This window comes from Acidaminococcus sp. (genome assembly GCF_050873445.1).
Taxonomy (GTDB): domain Bacteria; phylum Bacillota; class Negativicutes; order Acidaminococcales; family Acidaminococcaceae; genus Acidaminococcus.
In genome coordinates this window covers 24,960-43,292 of sequence record NZ_JBNMIU010000013.1, presented here as the reverse complement: position 1 = coordinate 43,292, position 18,333 = coordinate 24,960, and the positions used below count along the sequence as shown (strand labels likewise).

17 protein-coding genes and 4 tRNA genes are annotated in these 18,333 nt (G+C 55.4%); all 21 read right to left on the bottom strand.

What is annotated here, in order from left to right:
- Positions 1-171: 171 nt before the first annotated feature.
- Positions 172-255, bottom strand: a tRNA-Leu gene (locus ACR0QW_RS03840).
- A gap of 18 nt (positions 256-273) precedes the next feature.
- Positions 274-349 (bottom strand) — tRNA-Lys (locus ACR0QW_RS03835).
- A 3-nt stretch (positions 350-352) separates the two neighbouring features.
- Positions 353-428: transfer RNA gene (locus ACR0QW_RS03830), tRNA-Gln, on the bottom strand.
- 12 nt (positions 429-440) lie between these two features.
- Positions 441-516: transfer RNA gene (locus tag ACR0QW_RS03825), tRNA-His, on the bottom strand.
- Positions 517-679: 163 nt separating this feature from the next.
- Complete coding sequence (gene rpsI, locus ACR0QW_RS03820) at positions 680-1,072, bottom strand: 30S ribosomal protein S9 (protein WP_071142312.1); 393 nt, start codon at positions 1,070-1,072, stop codon at positions 680-682.
- A 20-nt stretch (positions 1,073-1,092) separates the two neighbouring features.
- Complete coding sequence (rplM, locus tag ACR0QW_RS03815) at positions 1,093-1,530, bottom strand: 50S ribosomal protein L13 (RefSeq protein ID WP_432642395.1); 438 nt, start codon at positions 1,528-1,530, stop codon at positions 1,093-1,095.
- A 142-nt stretch (positions 1,531-1,672) separates the two neighbouring features.
- Positions 1,673-2,569, bottom strand: coding sequence for an ROK family protein (locus ACR0QW_RS03810; protein ID WP_432642394.1), 897 nt, complete (start codon positions 2,567-2,569; stop codon positions 1,673-1,675).
- Between the two features lie 6 nt (positions 2,570-2,575).
- A complete protein-coding gene (gene gltX, locus ACR0QW_RS03805; RefSeq protein WP_432642393.1) occupies positions 2,576-4,042 on the bottom strand; it encodes a glutamate--tRNA ligase in 1,467 nt (488 codons plus the stop codon).
- Positions 4,043-4,076: 34 nt separating this feature from the next.
- Positions 4,077-5,327, bottom strand: coding sequence for a DEAD/DEAH box helicase (locus ACR0QW_RS03800; protein WP_432642392.1), 1,251 nt, complete (start codon positions 5,325-5,327; stop codon positions 4,077-4,079).
- Between the two features lie 117 nt (positions 5,328-5,444).
- Complete coding sequence (locus tag ACR0QW_RS03795; protein ID WP_432642391.1) at positions 5,445-6,635, bottom strand: pyridoxal phosphate-dependent aminotransferase; 1,191 nt, start codon at positions 6,633-6,635, stop codon at positions 5,445-5,447.
- Between the two features lie 17 nt (positions 6,636-6,652).
- Positions 6,653-8,311 carry a nucleoside kinase gene (locus tag ACR0QW_RS03790; RefSeq protein WP_432642390.1) on the bottom strand — a complete coding sequence of 553 codons (1,659 nt, stop codon included), beginning with the start codon at positions 8,309-8,311 and terminating at the stop codon, positions 6,653-6,655.
- A 93-nt stretch (positions 8,312-8,404) separates the two neighbouring features.
- Positions 8,405-9,661 carry a pyridoxal phosphate-dependent aminotransferase gene (locus tag ACR0QW_RS03785; protein WP_432642389.1) on the bottom strand — a complete coding sequence of 419 codons (1,257 nt, stop codon included), beginning with the start codon at positions 9,659-9,661 and terminating at the stop codon, positions 8,405-8,407.
- A 111-nt stretch (positions 9,662-9,772) separates the two neighbouring features.
- The gene (locus ACR0QW_RS03780; protein WP_432642388.1) at positions 9,773-10,330 is read right to left on the bottom strand and encodes a hypothetical protein; all 558 of its coding nucleotides are present in this window, start codon (positions 10,328-10,330) and stop codon (positions 9,773-9,775) included.
- Positions 10,320-12,569 carry a prepilin peptidase gene (locus ACR0QW_RS03775; protein WP_432642387.1) on the bottom strand — a complete coding sequence of 750 codons (2,250 nt, stop codon included), beginning with the start codon at positions 12,567-12,569 and terminating at the stop codon, positions 10,320-10,322. Before ACR0QW_RS03775 ends, ACR0QW_RS03780 begins: the two co-directional genes overlap by 11 nt.
- 12 nt (positions 12,570-12,581) lie before the next feature.
- On the bottom strand, positions 12,582-14,105 hold the full coding sequence (locus ACR0QW_RS03770) for a YifB family Mg chelatase-like AAA ATPase (protein ID WP_432642386.1): 1,524 nt from the start codon (positions 14,103-14,105) through the stop codon (positions 12,582-12,584).
- A 66-nt stretch (positions 14,106-14,171) separates the two neighbouring features.
- Positions 14,172-14,528, bottom strand: a complete 357-nt coding sequence (locus ACR0QW_RS03765; RefSeq protein WP_432642385.1) for a YraN family protein — start codon at positions 14,526-14,528, stop codon at positions 14,172-14,174.
- A gap of 75 nt (positions 14,529-14,603) precedes the next feature.
- On the bottom strand, positions 14,604-15,413 hold the full coding sequence (locus ACR0QW_RS03760; protein ID WP_432642384.1) for a ribonuclease HII: 810 nt from the start codon (positions 15,411-15,413) through the stop codon (positions 14,604-14,606).
- Positions 15,410-16,303, bottom strand: a complete 894-nt coding sequence (gene ylqF, locus ACR0QW_RS03755; RefSeq protein ID WP_432642383.1) for a ribosome biogenesis GTPase YlqF — start codon at positions 16,301-16,303, stop codon at positions 15,410-15,412. The genes ACR0QW_RS03760 and ylqF overlap by 4 nt, the downstream gene beginning before the upstream one ends.
- A gap of 197 nt (positions 16,304-16,500) precedes the next feature.
- A complete protein-coding gene (gene lepB, locus ACR0QW_RS03750) occupies positions 16,501-17,040 on the bottom strand; it encodes a signal peptidase I (protein WP_432642382.1) in 540 nt (179 codons plus the stop codon).
- 58 nt (positions 17,041-17,098) lie between these two features.
- Entirely contained in the window at positions 17,099-17,440 is a 342-nt protein-coding gene (gene rplS, locus ACR0QW_RS03745) for a 50S ribosomal protein L19 (protein WP_296399608.1), read from the bottom strand.
- A gap of 133 nt (positions 17,441-17,573) precedes the next feature.
- Positions 17,574-18,332 (bottom strand): tRNA (guanosine(37)-N1)-methyltransferase TrmD, encoded by a 759-nt coding sequence (gene trmD, locus ACR0QW_RS03740; protein ID WP_432642381.1) that lies wholly within the window; start codon positions 18,330-18,332, stop codon positions 17,574-17,576.
- Position 18,333 lies beyond the last annotated feature (1 nt).

Genomic DNA, 18,333 nt, shown 5'->3' with positions numbered 1-18,333 from the left:
TTCAGGATATCCTCCTTTCAAAATGAAGTGGTTGGTAGCCATCTTCATTTTACCAAAGGAGGATTTTTTGGTATAGCTAAAAGCTTTCCAGAACCCCACGCATAGCGTGGGGTTTTCAAACCCGACAAAAAAAGCACTGTGATGCTCCACAGCGCCTTCTCTTCATATATGTGGTGCGGCTGACAGGAATCGAACCTGCACGTCGAAGACACCAGATCCTAAGTCTGGCGCGTCTGCCAATTCCGCCACAGCCGCATTTTAGGTAAAAAAAATTGGTGATCCACCCGGGATTCGAACCCGGGACACCCTGATTAAAAGTCAGGTGCTCTACCAACTGAGCTAGTGAATCACTTGGCTGGGGCAGCTGGACTCGAACCAACGCATGCGGGAGTCAAAGTCCCGTGCCTTACCGACTTGGCTATGCCCCAAAATAAAAAAAGTGGGGTGGATAGTGGGGATCGAACCCACGCGTGCCGGAGCCACAATCCGGTGTGTTAACCGCTTCACCATATCCACCATTTTGTCATCGTCATCCGACGACTTTGTTATTCTAGCATAGAAAAGTAGATTTTGTCAACCCATTTCTTTATTTTTTTTGCTTTTCTCCCAGGAAAGTAAAAAAAAGCGCACCCCCAACAGGAGTGCGCTTCCAAAGACTTTCCATAGCCCCAAAGGGAAGTTATCTCTTGGAGAACTGGGAAGCCTTTCTTGCTTTCTTCAAGCCGTATTTGCGGCGTTCTTTTTCCCGAGGATCGCGGGTCAGCAGACCAGCTTTCTTCAGCAGAGGACGATAGTCAGCGTCCACTTTCAGCAGGGCACGGGCAATACCATGACGGATTGCACCAGCCTGGCCGGAAATACCGCCACCAACAACGTTGGCGATCACATCATATTTACCCAGGGTTTCAGTGGTATCCAGCGGTTGACGAACCACCAGTTCCAGGGTCTTCAGGCCGAAGTATTCACTCAGTTCACGGCCGTTTACTACGATTTTGCCTTCGCCCGGAACAAGGCGAACACGGGCAACGGAGCTTTTGCGGCTGCCGGTTGCATCATACGTAACTTTTGCCATTTTCTAGTTCTCCTCTCCTCTTAGCGAATATCGATGGTCAGAACTTCAGGCTTTTGTGCAGCATGAGGATGTTCAGAACCAGCGTATACATGCAGTTTTTTGATGATCTGATTGCCCAGACGGTTTTTCGGGATCATCCCACGAACAGCCAGTTCAACCATTCTTACAGGGTTCTTTTCCAGCATTTCGCCAGCTTTGGTATATTTGTCGCCGCCCAGATAACCGGAATGACGGAAGTAAATTTTTTGAACCAGTTTCTTGCCGGTCAGTTTCACTTTGGCAGCGTTGATGATGATTACGTTGTCACCGGTATCCATATGCGGGGTAAAAGTCGGTTTGTTCTTGCCGCGGAGCACCTTAGCAACTTCTGCAGCCAGACGGCCCAGAGTCTTATCGGCAGCATCCACTACATACCATTTGCGTTCAATGGTAGACGGGGTGGCCATGTATGTTTTCATCCTTATTCCTCCTAATAAAAACTCATAATCATTCTGTATCCAGTGATGAGTCTTTGGGATACGGCCGGGGCTAACGACACGGTCTCAAAGTGATACCGTAATATTGTATAGTATATTACAGCTTCTGTCAAGGAAAAATCCTTTATCTTTTTTTCTCCCGGGCCAGGAAATGATACAGTGCGCCGATAAGCCCAGCATCATTGCCCAGTCCGGCAAAAGTCACTGTGGTCCGGTCCAGGATCAGGGGGATCAGTTCCTTCTTCAGGCTGTCTTTCAGCATGGGTTCCAGCAGGTCCTTCTGGGCCATGATACCTCCGCCCAGGATCACCCGCTGGGGATTCAGGATGTAGCAGATGCAGGCAATCCCGGTAGCCCACTGGTGGACTGTTTCCCGTAGCAGCCGGTGCAGGGGCTTATCCCCGTGGCGCACCTGCTCGCAGATGATCTTGCCGTTCAGGGTGGAAGGATCCACGCCCTTCAGTCTGGCGGCTTTTTCCACCAGGGTGGTCACTGAAGCAGCTTCTTCCCAGCGGGTCCGGCTGCCCAGCTTGACCTGCCCCACTTCACCGGCAGTAAAACAGCTGCCCGGCCACAGTTTCCCGTTCAGTACAAAGGCACCACCGATACCTGTACCCATAGCGAGGCAGAACAGGCTTTTGGCTCCTTTGCCATTTCCCAGCCAGTATTCCCCCAGGGCGGCACAATTCACGTCATTTTCCACCCAACAGGGCAAATGCAGCCGGCTGGTCACCAGCTGCATCAGATTGGTTCCGGTCAGCCCCGGGAAATGAGGCGCTGCATGCATCATTTCCCCGGTCTGGGGATTCACCATCCCTGCCATGGAAATGGCAGCCCCCTGGATCTTGAAGTATTTCTGGTAAGAACCCACCAGGCCCAGTACTTGCTCCAGGAAGGCATCCACTCCATCTCTGGCGATTACGTTGGGGATACTGTCCTTGTTGAACAGCCGGCCCCGGCTGTCCGCCAGGCCATATTTGATGGCGGTGCCGCCGATATCCAGGCAAATGTATTTATCCACGCCGGCTCAGCCCTGTGCTTTGATGAATGCGATGGCTTTGTCCAGCCGTTCCAGGGTCTTTTCCCGGCCCAGCAGCACCATCACATCGAACATGCCGGGGCTGAAGGTCCGGCCGGTCAGGGCCAGACGGGTGGGATGGATGACTTTGCCCAGGGTGGTGCCCAGCTCTTCGGCCAATTTATTGTAACAGGCTTCCGTGGTCTCCAGATTGAATTCCGGCAGCGCAGCCAGGGCGTCATGGGCCTTCTGCAGCAGATCGGCAGCTTCCGGCTTGAAGGATTTCTTCACGCCTTTGGGATCATATCCGTCGAAGTCCTTGAAGAAGTAGCTGGAACCGTCAGCCAGTTCCACCAGGGTCTTTACCCGCACCCGGACCACGTCCACCAGATGATCGAAGTATTCCTGATGGGCCGGCAGGTAGTCGTCATCGATAAGTCCGGCCTTCTTGAAGAAGGGTACCGCTGCATCGGCGATTTCCCGCAGGGGCAGGCTGGACAGGTATTGTCCGTTCAGCCAGGTCAGTTTCTTCACATCGTATACAGCCGCTTTGCGGGACATCTTGCTGAAGTCGAACTGTTTCACCGTATCTTCCAGGGTAAAGATTTCTTCATCGTTGCCCGGAGCCCAGCCCAGCAGGGTCAGGTAGTTGATGATGGCCTGGTGCAGATACCCTTTTTCCCGGAATTCTTCCACAGAAGTAGCTCCATGGCGTTTGCTCAGCTTGCTCCGGTCCGGAGCCAGGATCATGGGCATATGGCCGAAATGAGGTGCTTTCCAGCCGAAGGCATCGTAGATCACCAGCTGTTTCGGGGTATTGGTCAGGTGTTCTTCAGCCCGCAGCACATGGGTCATGCCCATGAAATGGTCGTCCACCACCACAGCGAAGTTGTAGGTAGGGATGCCGTTGGTCTTCATGATGACGAAATCATCGAACTGATTCCAGTTGAAGGTCACATCCCCGTGGATCATGTCATGGACGGTGACAGTTCCTTCTTTAGGCAGCTTGATTCGGACGGAATGTGGTTCCCCGGCTTCCACCCGTTTCCTGGCTTCTGCCGGATCCAGGTCGCGGCAGGTACCGGCATAATGGAAGGGCTGCTTCCGTTTCCGCTGTTCTTCCCGCTGGGCTTCCAGATCAGCCGCAGTGCAGAAGCAGTAGTAGGCTTTGCCCTCGTCCACCAGCTGCTGGCAGTATTTCTTATACAGTTCCAGCCGTTCGAACTGGTAGTAGGGACCATGTTCCCCGCCTACTTCCGGACCTTCGTCCCAATCCAGGCCCAGCCATTTCAAGCTGGTGATAATCTGGGAAACAGAATCTTCCTTCAACCGATCCCGATCGGTATCTTCGATCCGCAGGATCATCTTGCCGCCCTGGCTGCGTGCAAACAGCCAGTTGAACAGGGCCGTCCGTGCCCCGCCGATATGCAGATACCCAGTCGGGCTGGGGGCAAACCGTACACGTACTTCACTCATGCTAAGCACCTCTCCATTCGTATTTTCCATTCATTTATTTGCGTTTCTGTTTCCGGGACGCTTCGGCGTACTTGGTGCCCCGTTTGTTGGGTCCCACCGCGCTCTTGCCCCGTTTGGGGATCCGTTTCTTCTTGGGCCGGCTGATGGGCTTTACCGTCCGGCGCACCTTCTCGCCGGCCAGATTCTGCCGTTCCAGGGTGATGTCCAGCTTCTTCTCCAGATTCTGGAGCCAGCGGGTTTCATCGGCCGTATAGAAGGTGATTGCCATCCCCTCGTTGCCGGCACGCCCTGTCCGGCCGATCCGATGCACATACCAGTCCGGATCGTGGGGAATATCATAATTCACTACCTGGGTAATGCCTTCCACATCCAGGCCCCGGGCGGCAATATCGCTGGCTACCAAAATCTGGAGCTTGGCCTTGCGGAAGTTCTCCATCACCTGGCGCCGCTTGTTCTGAGACATATCCCCATGGAGCACATCCACGTTGAAGTCCTCGCCCTGCAGCCAGTCACAGAGCTCGATGGCCCGCTCCTTGCTGCAGCAGAACACCAGCATCAGATAAGGATTGTACCGGCGGATCAGGGAAGCCAGTGCCTCCCGTTTGTGATCCTCGTTTACCTTGATGCAGATCTGTTCGATGGTGGACGCGGTGGCCTGTTTGGGTGCGATATCAATGACCATGGGATTCGTGGTGATGGTCCTGGACAGCTTCCGCACCTCCTCGTCCAGGGTGGCGGAGCACACCATGGTCTGATGAGCCTGGGGCATCAGGCTGAGCAGGGTCTCGATATCATCCCCGAAGCCCTGGCGCAGCATTTCATCCACTTCGTCCAGTACCAGGTATTTCACCCCGCCCAGGCTGGTGTTGCCCTTGCGCAGATGATCCAGCAGCCGGCCCGGAGTGCCTACCAGCACCTGGGCCTTGTGGCCGATTTTCCGTTTCTCTTCCTCGAAATCCCGGCCGCCGCTGACGGTCAGAGTATGGATTCCCGTATCTCCATCCAGTTTCCGGATTTCTCCCGCCGTCTGCTGCGCCAGTTCCCGGGTGGGAGACAGGATCAGTGCCTGGGCGTATTCCTTTTTGGGGTCCACCTTATCGAACAGAGGGATCACAAAGGACAGTGTCTTCCCCACCCCGGTCTGAGCCCGGGCAATTACATCCCGCCCGGCCTGAAGTGCCGGAATGGCACGTTCCTGGACGGGGGTGGGAATATCCTTCCCCGTGCGGTGGAGTTTCTCCACCATAGCTTCCTTGACCTTCAATTGGGCGAAACCTGCCGCCATCCGATCATCTCCTCTCGTTATCTACTGAAATCGTACCTTTTATTATAACGTAAAAGACGGACTGCCGCAACACGACAGCCCGCCGAGCCACAGGAGATGAGGCTACCGTAAAGGCACTTATTTTCTTCCCGGATAGACCTTCAGCCCTTCGGCCAAGATGCGCATGGCCTTCTTCAAGTCATCGGTATTCAGCACATAGGCCAGTCTGGCTTCGTCCTGGCCCCGGTTCACGTCAGAGGCGTAGAACCCGTTGCCCGGGGTGATCATCACCGTTTCCCCGTCGATATCGAAGTCTTCCAGCAGCCACTTTGCAAATTTTTCCGTATCATCGATGGGCATTTTCACCATCACATAAAAAGCCCCTTTGGGATCGGAAGAAATCACGCCGGGCATAGCAGCCAGACAGGCCTTGATGGTATCCCGCCGTTTGGTATATTCCTTCTTGACTCCTTCCCAGTAAGATTTGGGAGTGGTATACAGAGCCGCAGCCCCTGCCTGTTCGATGTTGGGGCAGGACAGCCGTGCCTGGCAGCATTTCAACAGTTCCTGCTGCAGTACCTTGTTCTTGGTGATGACACAGCCACTGCGGGCACCGCAGGCACTGTACCGTTTGGAAACGGAATCGATCAGTACCAGGTTGTCATCCAGTTCGTGCATCGTGCCGAAGCTGGTGAACTGGCCATCATAGACAAATTCCCGGTATACTTCATCGGCAATCAGGGTCATGTCATATTTCAGGGCAATCCCGGCCAGCATTTCCATTTCTTCCCTGGTATAAATCACGCCGGTGGGATTCCCCGGATTGGTGATCAGCATGGCACGAGTCCTGTCGGTGATATAGCTTTCCACGGTCTGCTGATCCGGCAGATGATAGCCCGTATCGGGAGAAGTGGGAACCCCCTGGATTTCCACGTTGTAAGCGCCAGTAAAGCTCTTGTAGTTGGCATAGAATGGTTCGAACATAAGGATGTTGTCCCCAGGATCGCAGGTGGTCATCACTGCGAAGGAAAGGGCTTCACTGCCCCCGTTGGTAATAAAAATGTCATCAGTGGTATAGTCCATGCCCCAGCTGGCATAATATTTCTGGATACCGTCCAGCAGCTTGGCATCTCCCTGGGATTTGCCATAGGCCACCACCTTGGGATGGTAGGAGGCTACTCCTTCAAAGAAGCTTTCCGGCGTGGGGATATCCGGCTGCCCGATGTTCAGATGATAGATTTTCTTGGTTTTCTCCACCCGGTTGGCAATGGGAGCCAGCTTCCGGATGGGAGAAGTAGGGATGTGTAAGGTCCGTTGAGAAATATGCATATGGTACGCTCCTTTTGTTACAGCAAATCTCCAAAAATGGAATGGCCGATGAATTCCCGAATGATGGAATTGTTGGGAATGGCCTTATCGTCTATAGGTTCTACGATCTGGAGCATATCCAGAAAATTCCGGGCCACCGGATATTCCGGTGCCTCTTTGGAAATCTGTTCCAGCAGGGGACAGGCATATTTCTTGAAAACAGCCAGTTCGTAGATCAATGTAGTGTTGAACATGATATCCGCTTCTTCACTGAAGGGAAAAATGTTCCGTCCTTCACCCCGGCGCACCTTGGGCCAGTTCTGGATGGTCTGCCGGGCGTCATCGGACCGGAACTGGGAATCCCGCACCATGCGGCGCAGCAGCCGCATATCTGTGGTGGGGATCCGATTGTAGTCATCAAAAGAAAGCGGGGTCAGGGCACTGATATAAATTTTCAACTTGTTCCGGCGGCGGACCCGTGCAGACAGTTTCTCATTCATCCCGTGGATACCTTCCACCACCAGGACCCCATCGTCCCCCAGGTATGCCTGCTGACCACGGTATTCCCGATGCCCGCTCTTAAAGTTGAAATAGGGAATGTCCACCGTCTTCCCATCAATCAGCTGTTCCATGTGTTCGTTGAACAGCTCTGTATCCAGGGCATCGATGGATTCGAAGTCATAACTGCCATCCGGCAGCCGGGGCGTCTGTTCCCGTTCCTTGAAATAGTTGTCCAGAGAAATGGGGATGGGCCGCAGGCCGTTCACCCGCATCTGTACCGACAGCCGCTGGGAGAAAGTAGTCTTGCCCGAAGAAGAGGGGCCGGCAATGAGCACCAGTTTCACCCTCCGGCCATCGGCTGCGATTTCATCGGCAATCCGTGCAATGCTCTTTTCATGGTAAGCCTCGCACATCTGGATGATACCCCGGCTGTTCCCTTCTTTGATGAACCTGTTCAGAGCTGCCACCGTAGGACAATGGAGAATCTGCCCCAGTTTTTCGGCCTGGGCATAGACTTCGCCCAGTTTTCTCCGTTCCCTGTAAGGCTCCAGGACATCCAGGTGTCCCTTGCCCCCGAACCGGAGCAGGATACCGTGTCCCACCCATACCAGCTCAAATTTCTGCAGATACCCCAGATTGGGCAGCAGCGGACTTACGAAGAAGGCGCTTTCTCCGGCCAGCTGATAGATATTGATCCGATAATCCTCAGGCACTGTTGCCAAAAGTGGTGCCTGGTCATCGTAAAAACGGGGATTCACATAGGGCCAGGCGTCATCTTTGGCAATGGTCTGCACCTGGATGGGTTCCTGGCTGCGGATCATTTCTTCCATGCAGCGGGTGATATCCTCCAGATCATACTTGCTCAGGAAGATCTTATTCTTCACAGCGCAGTACAGTCCGTCCCCAAAGGTATTTTCCACCTCCAGGCGCACTTCGGGCCGTTCTTTGGCCATGGCAGCAATCAGTGCGAACTGAAAGGTGGCAATGTATGCCCGGTATCCGGCCTCCGTAGAAAGGTCATAGAACGTTACATGGTTCCCGTCCTCCGGACACAGCTGCAGCGGTGTGGCCCGTCCGTCCACGGCCGCCATGGCGATGGGGGCCATGTAGCGGGACTGATACTCCCTGGCCAGAGTCATCAAAGGTGTCCCTTTCTCCACCGTTTTCAGTTTGCCATCAGGTCCTGTAATCTCCATGGTTCTCTGTCTCCTTTTGCAATCCGCAAAAAAGAGGACACATCCCAGGATGCGTCCTCTTCCTCTCTACACAACCTGTTTCTTTTCCAGGGTTTAGTCTTCTCCCAGAGCGTCCATAGCTGCCTTGATCTTGGCGGCCATACCGTAGATCTTTTTCTTGGGTACGCCGCAGACAGCTACCCGTACGCCGGCTGCCAGGGGTACACAGAAGATATTGTCTTCATGCAGTTTGTTACATACAGCTTCCGGATCTTTGGCTGGGATGGACAGGAAGAATCCGGAAATGTACGGCAGCATCTTCAGACCGCAGGCTTCGGCTTCTTCCGTGAAAATATCGCCCCGTTCCTGGATCATGGTATAGTAATGGGCCCGTTCCTGCTGGATCTGGTCCAACAGATGTTCATCGCTGTAAATGGTATCCAGAGTATCCATAGCGCCCCGGTTACAGTTGGACCAGCAGGCACGACTGGTGACTTTGTTCACGTTGATGAATTCCAGGATCTGCTTTTCATCACTGGTCACCCCGATCAGGGCACCGCAGCGCTGGCCATACATGGTGAAGCTCTTGGACAAGCTGTAGGCGATCAGACCAAAGATGTTCTTCGGCAGATTGGACAGTTTGCGGAAGATTTTCCGGACTTCCTCCCGATCGCCGGCATAGTCGATGTAAGCTACATCCAGGCACAGTACTGCTTTCTTTTCCGTCCCTTCGATGCAGCTTTCCAGCATTTTCAGTACGTTTTCGATATCATCCGGAGTCAGGCTGAACCCGGTAGGGTTATGAGCCGGCGTATTGATGATCAGAAGGATCCGATCCTGTTTGGCCAGGATTTCCCGTACTTTCTTTTCACATCCTGCCAGGTTGAATTTGTTGTCTTCCGTCACCATGGGATAGGTATCCAGATGGCGGTTCATATCTTCACAGATATTCTTGTAAGCGCCCCAGTACCATTCAGAAGTCAGGATGGTATCTCCCACTTCCGCATAGTTCCAGACGGCATGATGGATGGCTCCGGTACCGCCTGCCGTGGCAATGGCAGCTGTAAAGGCTTCCGGGCGGGACTGGCTGAAGCAGGCGTTTTGTACCAATTCCAGATATTCGGGCAGACCCATGATGGGAGCATACCGGAAATATTCGTCGTCTTTCAGGCCCCGATAGATTTTGCTTACAGTAGGCAGCACCACAAATTTTTCATCGTTATCCAGGATGCAGCCGATGGTGGCATTGATGACATTTTCTTTTCCGATTTCACTGATCCGTTTCTGTGCGGCTTCACTGGCACCAAAGATACGATCCTTGGACGGCTTCCCCTTTTTCAAAGCATGCGGTGCAACACAGCTGTTAATCATGATAATAGGTCCTCCCCTCAGTAACAAAAGCGAACGTTTCACAACGTACCAGAATCGTTGTACATTACATTATCGCATTATTGACGAAATCGGTCAATAACTCTGGGAAATTTATCGTGATTTGGAACTTTTCTTTATGACCAAATGGAATTTCCCATTATAGTGGATTTTTTGCCCGGTGCCATTGGCTTCCAGGGTACCGTCTTCCGTCCAGCAGCCGGGATGCCTTTTTTCCCACTGGCGGAAAAAGGTGAGCAGCTGGAAATAGTTTCCCTCCAAAGTAACTTCCAGATACTCCTTTTCCTCTTGCTTCCGGGCTTTTCCTGTCACCGGTGCCAGCTGGAGGCACTGCACCTGGCACTGTTCTGCCGTCCGTTCCAGTTCTTCCAGCCATGCTTCCTGGGACCGGGGAGACTCCAGCTTCCGGTCATTTTCTGCCAGCTGCCTTTTTTCTTCCTGTACCACATCCCCATTCCAATGGGCGGCGAACTGCTGCAGCCGCTTTACCCGGCGTTCCAGCAGCAGGACCTGTTCCCGCTGTGCCAGGGCACTGTGCCACAGAGGCCGTACTCCCTGGAGCAGGATGCCCAGGCCCAGCAGCAATATCCCCAGCCAGAATCCCTTCCCCCGGCGCAGTCTTTCCCAACTTGCTCTGCTTTCAGCTTTCATGGCTTTCTCTCTTCCAGCAGCCGTGGAGAGCAAACCGTACGGAAGGGCGCTCGTCCGGCTGTTCTTCCAGCCGTTCCAGCCGGATACCGGTAAGTCCCGGCTGTTTCTGGAGCCGTCTGATGAACTGAAGCACCGCCTGCCGGTTCAGGCTGCGGCCCTCCAGGGAAAAACCGGGGTATCCCTTCCCGTTTTCCTGATGCAGCCTGGTTACCTGACAATCCGCAGGCAGGGTATTGCCCAGCAGCGTCAGGAAAGAAGTCCAGGGCAACTGTTTCTGTTCCAGCTGCTTCAGACGCTCCTGCTGCTGTTTTTTCGCCATCTGGCGCGTCCGATCCTCCTGCCAGAGGATTTCCCAGCCGGCCGCTGCCTGCAGCCGTTCCTGCTGCCGTTTTCTCTGCCCGCTCCAGCAGCAGTACAGCCCCACCCCGATAACCAGCAGGCTGCAGGCCATCAGCAGGGTACCTTTGGCCAGAAATGGCAGATATTTCCCTCCCCGCTGTTCCAGCTCCGGCTGCAGGGAGAAACCAAAGCCCGGCAGTCCGGCATCCGGCCGCAGGCCGCCCAGAGCTCCGTACAGACTGCCTGACCAGGGCCGCTTTTCCCGTTCCTCGTAACAGGGCGCCCAACGGAACCAGGAAGCGGTTTCCAATGGCTGTACCTGGCAGCCCCATTCCTGTTCCAGTCCAGATTTCCAGATTTCCTGTTCTTCCGGGCTGGCTCCTCCCAGCAGGACCTGCTCCGGCAGCTGGTCCACCTGGGGAATCCCTTCCTCCGGAGGGAACAGACCGTTTTCCAGTAAACAGCCCTTTTCATACCAGCCATAGGCGATTCCGCCTGGTTCCCGCAGCTGCAGCAGGGTCAGAGCGTCTCCCCGGAACAACCGTCTCCAGCTCTGGGCCAGCGGTTCCACCCGCAAGATTTTCCAGCCCAGGAACCCGGCCAGCTGGTCTAGGAATTCCCTCCGCCGTTCCAGCAGCAGTTCAGCGAGTACCTGTCCCGGATGTCCCGGATAGGGCTGCAGTGCCAGGGAAAAGCTGCCCGCCGGATAGGTCACCTGCTGGAGGATTTCCCAGGATGCCTCCTCTTTCTGCTCTTTCCAAGAAAGACCGGAAAGGGTCAGTTCCCGCAGCTCCGTCCATTCAGGAGCCAGAGCCAGATTTACCTGCCTGGCTGTAAATCCCCTCTTGGCACAGACTGCCAGCAGCCACTGGGCCACCGGTTCTGCCTGGCTGCGTTCCAAAGCCGGCAGAAGCCGCTCCGGCCAGACCATTTCCAGATAGCGCTGGGCTTCCCACTGGCTGCCTCGGCGTTCTCCCTGGAGCAGGACCAGCTTCTGAGGCCCCAGCACCACACTGAGCACTGTCCGTGGCCAGGGTTTCAGCTGCCGCAGCAGTCCCTGAAACCGCCCCTTTACCTGCTCCATTCCGGAAATCCCGGAAACTTCTAACGCCCCCAGTACTAGAGGCAGGCTGCCGGCAGAAGCCGTTCCAAAAGGAAGGCCCCACTGCCGACAATCCATCAAGAAAGCTGCTCCGCAAAGGAAAGGTCCAAAAGGGATGGGTGCGTGCCAGACCTGCATCCGCCGTTCTTTGGGCACCTGGGATCCCCGCCAGAGCACGAACAGGAACGAAGCAGCCACAGCCCACAGCAGGCTCTCTCCGCCCCTCATGGTCCCCAGCCAGAACCCCAAAAGGCCCACCAGCTTCGGATCCCCCGCTCCCAGGCTCCGGGGTTTCCAGCGGTGCAGCATTTCCATGCCCCCGCCCAGCACCAGAGCCCCTGTGGCTCCCTGACTCAGAGAAAACCCGGCCAGATACCGATAGACCAAAAAGAACAGGCCCAGAGGATAGAACAGTTCCTCATACAGCTGCAGCTCTGTCATATCCAGGAAGGAAATGAGCAGCAGCAGGGAAATGATGCTCCAGCGTACCAGGAGCATCAGACCGGGCGGCGTCTGGAGCCCTGCCAGCAGAAACAGCAGCCCTGTCAGCACCTCCTGCCAGAAGTATCTGGCAGAGATGGGGGCCCCGCAGTAACGGCAATGGCCATCATTCAGGAAGTACCCGGCCAGAGGTACCAGTTCCCACGGCCTCAGCCCATGACCGCAATGATCACAGTGGGAACGGGGGCTCCACAGGCTCTCCTCCCGCTGCATCCGTACGGCACACAGTCCCAGGAAACTGCCCAGGCAGCAGCCGGTGACAAGACAAAGAATTCCGTAAATGACACAGATCAGCATAATGCACCTCCGTCAGCCCTGGATGCTGGTCCGCAGCTGGATGGCCTCCCCCAGGTGAAGGGCCGTGATTTCCCGGCTGCCGCCCAGGTCGGCAATGGTCCGTGCCACTTTGATGATCCGGTCATGGCTGCGGGCGCTGAGACCCAGGCTGATGAAATATTTTTCCAGCAGGATTTCTGCTTCCTTTGTCATAGGACAGAAAGCCTTCACTTCCCGCCGGCCCATGCTGGCGTTGCAGAACAGATGGGTCCCTTTCAGCCGCTCTCGCTGGAGCTGCCGGGCTGCCACCACCCGCTGCCGGATTGCTGCCGAACTTTCTTCCTTCCGGGTACTCTTCATCTCCTGGTACTGGAGCCGGGGAACATGGATCTGGATATCGATCCGATCCAGCAGAGGACCGGAAATCTTCTTCCGGTACCGAGCAATATCTCCAGGCCGGCAGGTGCACTGGTGGATGGAATCCTCCTCTCCCCAGAAGCCGCAGGGGCAGGGATTCTGAGCCGCCACCAGGATGAACCTTGCCGGATAGGTCAGAGATGCCTGCACCCGGCTGATGGTCACCATACCGTCCTCCAGCGGCTGGCGCAGGACTTCCAGCGCGCTGCGGGAAAATTCCGGCAGTTCGTCCAGAAAAAGGACCCCGTGATGGCTCAGGGTCACCTCTCCCGGTCTGGGAATGCTGCCACCCCCAATCAGGGCACTCTGGGAAACAGTATGGTGAGGACTGCGGAAAGGCCTTTCAACCATGATGCCATGGCGGCTCTTCAGGAGGCCGGAGATGCTGTAAATCTTGGTCACTTCCAGAGCCTCCTCTTCCGTCATAGGCGGCAGAATACTGGGCAGCCGTCGGGCCAGCATGGTCTTGCCCGCACCGGGTGCTCCCACCATGAGTACATTATGGCCGCCCGCCGCCGCGATTTCCAAGGCCCGTTTGGCCACCCTCTGTCCCTGCACATCCGCAAAATCCACCAGGTCCTCCGGCGGGCTTTCCAGATCCAGTACCTTCTTGGCCAGAGGCTCCAGGGGATGGGTTCCTTCAAAATGATCAATGATTTCTCCCAGGCTGCTCACCGTGTAGACCTGGATGCCCTCCACCAGCTCCCCTTCCGTAGCATTCCCTGCAGGGATGAAAATGGCAGGGAGCCCTTCGTCCCGTGCCCGGAGAATCATGGGCAGGATGCCGTTCACCGGGCGCAAGGTGCCGTCCAAAGCCAGTTCTCCGGCGAACACTGGCATGGGTTCCGGCAGCTTCACATACTGTTTGGCCGCCAGCACCCCCAGAGCAATGGGCAGGTCCAGACCGGCTCCGTCCTTTTTCAAATCTGCCGGGGCCAGGTTGACAGTGATGTGGGTATCGGGAAAATGGAAGCCGGAATTCTTAATGGCCGCCTTCACCCGTTCCCGTGCCTCTTTCACAGCCACATCCGGCAGGCCCACCATTTCGAAAGCCGGCATTCCGTTGGTCACGTCCACTTCTACAGTAACCATTTCTCCATTGATGCCCCGGGTAGTTTCCCCCCAAGTGCGTGCATACATGGGATCAGCTCCTTCTGGTATTGTAAACAGGTCAAGACATTCCCGATAAACGGTTCTGTCTTTCTATTAAAAGCAATTCTTCAAATGATTCAGATAAATCTGTCCATATAAATCCAGGACTTCAATGATATCGAACTGGTATCGGAGCCGTGTCACCTGATGGTTCTTCAGGTACTGATAAGCGGATTTGCGCAGCCGCCCCTGTTTGGTGCGGGTCACTGCTTCCGCCGGCCGTCCGTAAGTAAGGCTGTGGCGGCTCTTCACCTCCACAAAGGCCAGGATGCCCTGCCGCCGGGCGATGATGTCAATCTCGCCCCAGCGGCAGTTAAAATTCCGATCCAGGATTTCATAGCCCTGCCTTTCCAGGTAGCTCACTGCGGCATCTTCGCCCCAGTTGCCGAATTTCCGCCGGGCATGGACCATAGAAAACGCCATCCTTTCGTTGTTCATCGGTAACCAGTGTCAGCCGGCTTCCATCAGCCAGCGACCAGCCACTGGTCATTTCAGCTGCAGCAGCTTGTTCTCGCTGATGGCCTCCCCCATATCAGCCATACTTTTCAGAGGTTCATAGCTTCTCCGGTGCCAGGGGGTGGGACCGCAATCCAGCACTGCATGCATGTGTCTGGCCGTGCCATAGCCCTTGTGGGCAGCAAAACCGTACTGGGGATATTGCCGGTCCAGCTGTTCCATGATCCGGTCACGAGTCACCTTGGCAATGATGGAAGCCGCCGCCACCGCCGCACTCTTGCTGTCCCCCTTGACCACATCCTGCACAGGCAGGTTCGGAATGGTCAGAGGCATAGCATCGGTGATGGCCGCCAGGGGCTGTACCTTTAAATGGGTCAGGCACAGGGTCATGGCCTGTTTGGCTGCCTGGTAGATGTTCAGGGTATCGATTTCCCGGGGACCCAGGATGCTCACCGTCACAGCCACTGCCTGGTCCAGGATTTCGTCATACAGTTTTTCCCGGTGCACGGCACTCACTTTTTTGGAATCGTTCAGCCCGGGCAGCCAGATAGTGTGGGGCAGGATCACCGCCGCCGTCACCAGTGGCCCAGCCAGAGGACCTCTGCCTGCTTCATCGCAGCCGGCCACATATTCCGCACCCTTGTCCCAGTACTGCCGCTCCATTGCCTGGAGCTGTTCCAGCCGATGCTTTTCCTGGATTTTCTTCTTCTGTTTTTTCTCATAGGAAGCCAGGAGGCGCTGCACACCCACCCGGGAATCCTCCGCCCACAGGGCCAGTTCTTCAGCAGCAGGCCCCTGTTCCAGACGTTCTTTGATGTAGCTGACCGTATTCTGTGTCACTGTTCTCCCCCTTCCCTGGGTGCTGTTTCCAGGGTAAATGCCCCCAGCTTTCCGGTCTTGAAATCCCGCAGCACCATCTGGATGGTCTTGTTTTTGTCCGCAACCCCGCCGGCCTGCAGCCATCCCCGGGCCAGAGCAATTTTCCTCTCCACAGTCTCTACCGTATCCTCCGGCGTCAGTTCGATTCTGTAGCTGGCACACAGTTCCTGGGGATACAGCTTCAGCAACCGCTGTATCAGGATGTGCACGGCAATTTCCTGGTCGAACACTTCTTCCCGGATGGCTCCAGTCACAGCCAGGCAGAATCCGGTTTCCGGATTGTCGAACTTGGGCCACAAAACCCCCGGAGTATCCAGCAGTTCCAGTCCCTTGCCCAGGATCACCCACTGGGGTCCCCGGGTCACGCCGGGTTTATTCTGGGTCACAGTCTTGTTCCTGCCCAGCAGCCGGTTGATCAGGGTAGATTTGCCCACATTGGGGATGCCCACGATCATGACCCTGATAGAACGGTTGCGTACACCTTTTTTCCGCCATTTTTCCAGGGTGGGTGCCCCTGCCTTCTGGATAGCTGCTACCAGAGCCTTGACGCCCCTGCCTTTCTGGCAGTCCACTTCCAGGGCTGTAAAGTTCTTTTTCTTCAGACAGGCCAGCCAGGACCGGGTCTGATCCGGATCCGCCATATCGGTCTTGTTCAGCACCACGATCTTCTGCTTGCTGCCGATCAGCTGCTGCAGCATGGGATTGGCACTGGACCTGGGAATCCGAGCATCCAGCAGCTCCACCACCACATCCACCAGCTTCAGATTGGCTTCCATCATCCGCTTGGCCTTGGTCATATGGCCCGGGAACCACTGGATGTGCAGTTTTTTCCCTCCAAAAGTATTTTCCATTGTTGATTGTCCTTTCTCTATAGACAGCGGCCATGCCGCCCGATTCGCATAGGCCTCATTATATCATGAAAACAAATGGGATGCGAATGGTGCAAAATCCCGTCCATTATCTGCAATTCAGCGCAATAAAAGAGACTTTCCACCCTTGTTGGCATAAAAAAGAAGGCTGCCGCGGCAGCGACAGCCCAGATGTAAAATTACGGCAGCGAGCGCATCTGACCCAAAGGCCAGAAGATGACACTGGCTTTGCCCTTGACCAGGCTCAAATCCACGAAACCCACATCCTGGAAGCGGCTGTCTTCCGAATTGTTCCGGTTGTCGCCCATGACGAAGATATGTCCCTGGGGTACTGTCACCTTGGGCATGTTCGTGTGGAAAGGTTCCCGGATGTAGCTTTCATCGACAGGTTCCCCGTTCACGATGGTCTTGCCATTTTTGATTTCGATGGTATCTCCGCCCACGGCAATGACCCGCTTGATGAAATCACGCCGGGTGTCGCTGGGATATTTGAAGACGATGATCTCGCCCCGTTTGGGCTGGCGGGTATAGTACACCAGTTTGTTGACCAGCAGACGTTCCTGGTCCTGCAGGGTATTCATCATGGAAGGTCCGGACACCATATAAGGTTCCACCAGGAAAGTCCGGATTCCGAAGGCCAGGACAACAGCCACGATGATGGAAATCAGCCAGTCGCTGACGGTATCCTGCCAGGAATCCGACTTCTTGTTTTCACTCATAGTTTTCTCCTTCGCATAAAAAAGGCAGTTGCCGGAGCAACTGCCTGATTCATCCGGATTAGCGGCGTTCTTTGATACGAGCAGCTTTACCGGTCAGTTTACGCAGATAGTACAGTTTGGCTCTGCGCACCACACCTCTGTGAGATACAACGATTTTTTCCAGACGCGGGGAATGTACAGGGAACATCCGTTCTACGCCAACGCCGGAAGCAACACGGCGAACGGTGAACATTTCCCGTGCACCAGCACCACTCCGTGCAATGCAGACGCCTTCAAACAGCTGAACACGTTCACGAGAACCTTCGACAACCTTTACATAAACCTTCAGGGTATCGCCAGGACGGAATTCAGGAATGTCGGAACGCAGCTGTTCCTTTTCAATTGCTTCAATTACGTTCATTTATAATTTCCTCCTCAGAATCCAAGACGTTCATGTCTAGCCACGTGCTAACAGCGGACCGCCCGTTAATGCATACGCTGTATTATACCATACAGCCGGTTCTCAGTGCAACCAAAAAGCCAGGGATTTTCCCTCAATCTTTTTCTGCCTGAGAGTTCTCTTTTTTTTCTTCTTTCAGGGCCAGGAACAGCCTGCCATCCCCTTTCTGCCACTGCATCTGCCGCAGCAGCTCCGGGCGATGGCGGAGGGTTGCCCGCAGGGCTTCCTTCCGCCGCCACTGGCCAATCTTTGCGTGGTCTCCGGAGAGCAGGACCTCCGGCACGGTCTTGCCGTGATACTCTACAGGACGAGTATATTGGGGGTACTCCAGCAGGCTGTAATGGAACGAATCTTCCTCTGCACTGACCTGTTTGCCCAACACACCGGGGATGAACCGGGCAACTGCGTCCATGACGCACAGAGCCGGCAATTCCCCTCCTGTGAGCACGAAATCTCCGATGGAAAGCCGGAGATCAGCCTCCATCAGGATCCGTTCATCGAAACCTTCATAATGCCCGCACAGGAAGATCAGGTCCCGGCCGCTTTTGGCCAGTCCACAGACCCGCTCCTGCTGCAGCTGTTCCCCCACCGGGGTCATGGCAGCCACCAGAGCACCGGGAACCAGCTCCCGTGCCCGGTCCAGGGCCGCCAGATAAGTCTGGGGTTTCAGCACCATACCGGCCCCGCCGCCGCAGGTAGTATCGTCCACACTGCGGTGCCGGTCCGTGGCGTAATCCCGGGGATTGACGCACCGGACGCTGATGAGCCCTTCCTGAGCCGCCCGGCCCAGGATACTGACGCTGCAGGCGTTCTGGATCATTTCCGGAAACAGAGTAATAAATACGAATTCCATG

Bases quoted from the DNA above. Each gene is read 5' to 3' on its own strand.
- rpsI (WP_071142312.1), bottom strand. From the start codon at position 1,072: ATGGCAAAAGTTACGTATGATGCAACCGGCAGCCGCAAAAGCTCCGTT.
- rplM (WP_432642395.1), bottom strand. From the start codon at position 1,530: ATGAAAACATACATGGCCACCCCGTCTACCATTGAACGCAAATGGTAT.
- gltX (WP_432642393.1), bottom strand. From the start codon at position 4,042: ATGAGTGAAGTACGTGTACGGTTTGCCCCCAGCCCGACTGGGTATCTG.
- ACR0QW_RS03800 (WP_432642392.1), bottom strand. From the start codon at position 5,327: ATGGCGGCAGGTTTCGCCCAATTGAAGGTCAAGGAAGCTATGGTGGAG.
- ACR0QW_RS03795 (WP_432642391.1), bottom strand. From the start codon at position 6,635: ATGCATATTTCTCAACGGACCTTACACATCCCTACTTCTCCCATCCGG.
- ACR0QW_RS03790 (WP_432642390.1), bottom strand. From the start codon at position 8,311: ATGGAGATTACAGGACCTGATGGCAAACTGAAAACGGTGGAGAAAGGG.
- ACR0QW_RS03785 (WP_432642389.1), bottom strand. From the start codon at position 9,661: ATGATTAACAGCTGTGTTGCACCGCATGCTTTGAAAAAGGGGAAGCCG.
- ACR0QW_RS03780 (WP_432642388.1), bottom strand. From the start codon at position 10,330: ATGAAAGCTGAAAGCAGAGCAAGTTGGGAAAGACTGCGCCGGGGGAAG.
- ACR0QW_RS03775 (WP_432642387.1), bottom strand. From the start codon at position 12,569: ATGCTGATCTGTGTCATTTACGGAATTCTTTGTCTTGTCACCGGCTGC.
- ACR0QW_RS03770 (WP_432642386.1), bottom strand. From the start codon at position 14,105: ATGTATGCACGCACTTGGGGGGAAACTACCCGGGGCATCAATGGAGAA.
- ACR0QW_RS03765 (WP_432642385.1), bottom strand. From the start codon at position 14,528: ATGGTCCATGCCCGGCGGAAATTCGGCAACTGGGGCGAAGATGCCGCA.
- ylqF (WP_432642383.1), bottom strand. From the start codon at position 16,303: ATGGAAAATACTTTTGGAGGGAAAAAACTGCACATCCAGTGGTTCCCG.
- lepB (WP_432642382.1), bottom strand. From the start codon at position 17,040: ATGAGTGAAAACAAGAAGTCGGATTCCTGGCAGGATACCGTCAGCGAC.
- rplS (WP_296399608.1), bottom strand. From the start codon at position 17,440: ATGAACGTAATTGAAGCAATTGAAAAGGAACAGCTGCGTTCCGACATT.
- trmD (WP_432642381.1), bottom strand. From the start codon at position 18,332: ATGGAATTCGTATTTATTACTCTGTTTCCGGAAATGATCCAGAACGCC.